The following is a 5,454-nucleotide window of genomic DNA, read 5'->3' on the forward strand; positions in this document are numbered from 1 at the left end:
ACCTTCTGCGCGTAGTCGTCGCCCTGCTTCCAGTCGTCGGGCATCATCGTACCGGCGTCCGCCGTCACGTCGGGGTCGCCGCCGAGGTTGTCGGGCGACCAGACCTTGAAGCGGAACTGGTAGGTGCCGGGATCGGCGGGCGTGTCGAGGGTCACGGCGATGTCCGTGTCCGTCACGTCGTGGTCGAGCGTGACGCGATCGGTCTCACCGACCTTTTCGTCGGTGTTCCCGTCATCGCCCACGGTCCACGTCTCCACCTGATAGGCGCTGCCCTTGCCGAGGGTGCCGTCCACATGCAGGGTCTCCTGCACATGGGGCATGTCGGTCGTGACGATGGGTTCCGCCGCAGTGGAGGTGACGCGCACGACCTCGAAGCTCTCGCGTTCCACGCGCTTCGGGGACTCCCACACCAGACCGTCGGACTGGATGCCGATGGCCTGAAGGTTCGCGGCGTCCTGCGTGTTGGTGACGCGCAGCATGTAGTAGTGCGTGCCAGCAACCGTGTCCTCGGGGAGCGTGAACGTCTCGCTCTTGAGCTTCTGCGAATACGGTTCCTTGCGGTCGCCGATCTTGGGCAGGTCCATGGTCTGGCCGTCGAGCACCTTCACGTCCGTGACCGCGTTGCCGTCGCCTTCGCGCCAGATGCTGAACTGGGCCTGCGTGCCCTTGGCGGTCGCGCCGAAGTACACGCTGGTGGAGGAGCCGGTCTGGTCGTCCTCGCCCCACTGCGTGTAGTACTTCTGGGTGAGCACGTCGAACGTGTTCACGGTCTTGTCAGCGTATTCCGCGTCGTTGGTGCTCAGCCATGCCTTTGCGGCGTCGGTGTCGTACTCCTGCACGTAGGTGCGTTCGGTGTCGTCACCGTACTTGCCTTCGGCGATCACGCCGCCGTCAGGCCCGATCAGGCGTTCCACCCAGTAGTAGGTGCCAGCCGCCGGATAGGTGCCGTCCATGAGGGCTTGGAAGCTGTAGGAGCCGGGGCGTTCGCCGAGCTTCGCGGTGTCCACGGGGAACGTCTTGGTCTCCACGAGCTGGCCCTTGGTCTCCTGATTCTGGCCCTCATGCTTGTACACGCTGACCTGAACGGTGGAGCCGTCGGGGATGTTGCCCGCGTCGTCGCCGTCGGTGTCGTCGGACACAGTGATGATGTCCCACATCTGTCCGCCGACCGCGCCCTGCTTCTGGCTGACCGAGCTGATGTCGCCGCCGCCCTTGACCACGGTGGTCTCATCCTCGATGCCCAGCTCGTGGGTGGCGAGCAGGGTGCCGTCCGCAGCGTAGATCGCAGCCTGCCAGTACACGTTGCCGCTGGTCGTGGCCTTCACGGGATTGCTGGTGACGGTGATCTGCTTGCCGTTGTTCAGATCGTCGATCTGTTCGGCGGTCAGCTCGTGCCTGTCGGAGTCGAGGAGCTTGCCCACGCTGGGATCGGCCTCGCCGGGGACGGGGTTGTAGGCATCGAACAGGACATAGGCCCCTTCGCTCACCGCGCCGTCGCTGTTGCCGGTGCCGCTGATGGTAGCGGTGTCGCGCATCTCCTCGCCCACCTTCACCGTGCCCGGCTTGGTGCTGGACGACAGGGTGAGCATGGGCGTGTCCTTGCTGACGAACGTGGCCTCGAACCGGTTGTCGTAGTCGCTGGTGAACGCCTTCACGCGGTCGCATCCGGCGTACTTGGCGATGAACACGTAGTAGCCGGTCTCGTCGGCGGTGATGGTGAAGTTGGAGCCGTCCGCGAGCGGGCTGCCCGCATCGCCGCCGCCTACGAGGATGTCGAGGCGGCCATTGAAGCCCTTGCCCTCACGCTGGATGAGCTGCTGCAAATCGTAGGTGTAGGTGCCGAGCAGCTTGTGGTGCTCGTCCTGTGCCGGGGGTTCCTTCGTGCTGGGGAGGTACTTTTCGTCCTCCTCCTTGACACCGGTGCCGGAACCGGCCCACCACACCTCCACGTCGAGCTTCGTGTTGTCCGCGCCGAAACCGTACTCGTCATTGCCCTTGAACTCGCCCAAATCCTCGGGCAGGTTGTTCAAATGGATGACATCGCGCACATCGGCGTTCTCCGTGGCGGAGGGTTCCGCGACCTCGCTCCACTCGCTGACTGTTGCGGTATGCACGGCGGTCTCGGACACCTTGCCGAACTCGTCGATGTAGTTGTTCTTGATGTACTGCTTGTCGTCGTCCGACTGATCGTCCTTGATGATGAGCCACAGCCAGCCGCCGAACAGGCCGTCCTGCGGGTTCACGTAGTCCGTGCCGTCCGCGGCCTTGGCGGTGACCTCGTTGGTCTGGCCGGAACCGTTGAATTCGGTCTCGGCGGTCGCCACCGGCTCACCCAGCTCGTCCTCCACACGCTTGAGATAGTCGTTGGGGTTCTCCGGGTTCTCCACGGTGCCGTTCTGGTCAATGGTGCGGAGGATTGTATCACCATCGCCGGTGAAGTAGTAGCCCTTCGCCTTGACGGTCGTATCATCCACCCAGCTATCGCCCTGCGCGACGCCGCTGGTCACATTGTCTTTGATGGTCTCACCGGCGTTCAGCTTCTTGTTGGACACCTGCGTGCTGACGGTGGGCTGGAAATCCTTGACCACATCAAACTGGATGTTCCCACTCACATTGGAAGGGTCACCAACCCGGAATAGGTCCTGATCTGGAGAATTCATTTTCACGCCGCTTAACGCCTTATACGTGATGCTGAACTGGGCTTGTCCATTGCCGGTAGCAGTCCATCCAATATGTTCTGCGTTGCCAGACGTTACACCAGAATACGTTGTTGTTCCAGTGCTATCGAAAACTGCCAATCCATTTGTAATAGTGACAGTATATGAAACACCAGCAATATATTGTCCATTGGCATTTTTGATACCCGGATCAAATGTGCCCTTTCGCTTGCCCTGCGTGTACTGGTAGGACGCCTGAATGTTGTCCGGCATGTTCAGCGAGGCTTCGTTCCAGAGCTGGTTGGCGAGCTGCGCGACGGCGTTGATGTCCGCGCCCTCCAAGCCCACGGCATTGAGCTGGCTGAAGTGGCTCTGTCCCCGGTCAAGATGCGCGTGGATGGCGTAGGCGACTGCCGCCTGCGTCATGTCGCTCCGGTCGTTCTTGTGCTGATCGACCATAAACGCGGCGATCTTGCTGTCACGGTCGGTAGCAGGCTCCCATGTGCCTTGACCACTGTATACGATTCCGGCCTCAATACAGTAGATGGGGGTATCGCCTTCATAGGTCACTACGCCCAGAGACGTACCATGCCATGCGGTGAACCAGCCGCTGCCGTCCGACGCCGGGTTGTACCAGTAGCCGGGCAGACCGTTCGCCTGTGTAGCCAGTGCTGTGGATGCGCCGGTGAGCAGGGTGGCCGCCGAGACGATCAGTGCCACAATGGCGCGGAGGATGCGCCGGAGGTCATAGCCCCCTCCGCTGTCCTTGTTTTCCATGGGTTTGGTTGGTCGTACCATGGATACTCCTTTCATAGGTTATGGGTACCACGGAACACTATACCATCCTCAAGAAAGAAACACCTGTTTGATAAATGAATAAAGGCTCTTCCTGTTCGGCTGAATTGACCTAACAGAAAAGCCTTCATGTATTTATTTAGATGATGATTTTATTTACTAATACCATGGATTGTCATTGAAGTCGGCATCTCCTTCAACCCAATCAAAACTCATATCGCCACCAGTATCAGGTGCGGGTGTGGAAGCACTATTGCTCCCACTAGTATTGCCACTCGGAGCAGTATATCCATTATTAGAGCCGCCAGTATTACCGTTGTATCCAGTGGAACCTCCGGTGTATCCTCCTCCGTAATACGAGTCACCACCGGAATACCCACCGGTGGAACCGGATGAAGCAGCCGCCTGTGCCTCGGCTTGCGCCTTGGCTTCGGCATCGGCCTTCTCCTTCGCCGTAATGGAGTCGTTCACCGTCTTCACCGCGTTGTCCACAGCGGTCTTCTGATCCGTGTATTCCTTCGCGTCGGTCACACTGTCATCCGCCAGCACCTTCTTCGCGGCGTCCAGCGCGCTCTTCAGCGCGTCGCGTGTGGCGTTGTCCTGCACCTTCCCGTCGGAATCGGTGTAGGTCTTGTCCGCATTGTCCACGGTGGATTGCAGCGCGGCCTTCGCGTCAGCCAGCGTCTTCGCGTCCATGGAGCCGGTCACGGCATCCATGGCCTTATCCAACCGGCTCATGGCATCCGATGCATCCGCAGAGTCCGCGTCATACGCGGCCTGTGCGTCCATCTCCTGCCAGATGAGCCATCGGTTCGCGCCTGTGTCGGTCACGCCGGTCTGGGCCTGCGCCTTGTCGATGGCGTCGGACAGGGCGGTGAGCGTCTGCGCATCGGCCACCTGCTCCTTCTCGGTGCCGTCAAGGAGTTCCTGCGCGTCCCCGATCTTCACGGTGAGCTGCTTGTCCACGGCCTGCGCGTTCGCTTGGGCGGCATCCGCGCCCTTCAGCACGTTGGACGCGGCGTAGGCGTAGCCTCCCGCGCCGCCCGCCAGCACCACCACGGCGGCGATCACGCTGGCGATGGCGATGTTCCGCCTGCGATGGTTTCTACGATGCCGGACGGGGCTGGTGACGCCCTTCGTTTCACCGGTATCGGTGTCATTCTCCGCGCCGTTTTCTTCCGGTTCGATGTCGGCCACAGCGCTCAGGAGTTCGGTTTCGGCGGCGTTCCCTGTCTCGGGAGCCGTATTGTCATTCATATCCGCACGGAGGGCGTCTTCGGTGCCTTCCGCGTTATGCAGCGTTGTATCTTTGTATTCGTCCATGGTAGGGTCCTTCTTCCGGGTATGTTTCGGCAAAGCCAGCCATACTAGGATGGCAGCTTTATTGCTTGCCATTATTGTAGCATGATAGCAGAAATAGCGTCAAGGCGTGGAATAGGCGAAGGGGGCGTCCCTTGGATGGGACGCCCCCTGTACGGGCCTGTTATCAGGCGAAATCAAACGGAATCATGGGATTCTCCTCCGTTTCTCCGTCTTCCTCCTCCGGCGTGTCATCCTCGTCCGGTTCCTCGTCGTCGTAGCCGTCGTCCTGCGCAAGCTCCGCGTCCTGTATGCGCTGGATCGCGGCGGGCGTGTAGCCCATGCTGGCGGCAACGGTCTCGTCGCTGTCGTCCGGGTGGACGTGCTTGAGGTAGTCGAACACGGCCAGAGCACGCTTATTGATGGACACGGTGGCCGCGTCGGAATAGCAAAGCTGTTCCATGGCGAAGAACCGTTCGCCGTTGATGAGGTCGTCGCCCTCACGCCACAGTATCTTCTCCCCGTCCTTTTTGAGCCACACGATGCCGTCCAACTCGTCCGGGGCGACGAGGAGCATGGCACTGCCGGGGCGGCGGACGGCGGCGGTCACCATGGTCCCGTCGTCGAACCGGAAGCTGCCCCGGTTCTCGCCCTGCTGGGGCGGGGTGCCGTCGTACCAGTGCTGGACGAGGATCACGCCCTG

At 61.1% G+C, this 5,454-nt stretch carries 3 protein-coding genes; all 3 read right to left on the reverse strand.

Features of this window, described 5'->3' with window-relative positions:
* The coding region (locus tag B5G37_RS13930; protein ID WP_143482977.1) for a hypothetical protein at positions 1-3,455 on the reverse strand (3,455 nt) is incomplete at its 3' end.
* A gap of 156 nt (positions 3,456-3,611) precedes the next feature.
* Entirely contained in the window at positions 3,612-4,775 is a 1,164-nt protein-coding gene (locus B5G37_RS13935) for a hypothetical protein (protein ID WP_087258826.1), read from the reverse strand.
* A gap of 163 nt (positions 4,776-4,938) precedes the next feature.
* On the reverse strand, positions 4,939-5,454 hold a 516-nt coding region (locus tag B5G37_RS13940; protein WP_204217946.1), incomplete at its 5' end, for a hypothetical protein.

This window comes from Pseudoflavonifractor sp. An85 (assembly GCF_002161235.1).
Taxonomy (GTDB): domain Bacteria; phylum Bacillota; class Clostridia; order Oscillospirales; family Oscillospiraceae; genus Enterenecus.

Bases quoted from the DNA above. Each gene is read 5' to 3' on its own strand.
- B5G37_RS13935 (WP_087258826.1), bottom strand. From the start codon at position 4,775: ATGGACGAATACAAAGATACAACGCTGCATAACGCGGAAGGCACCGAA.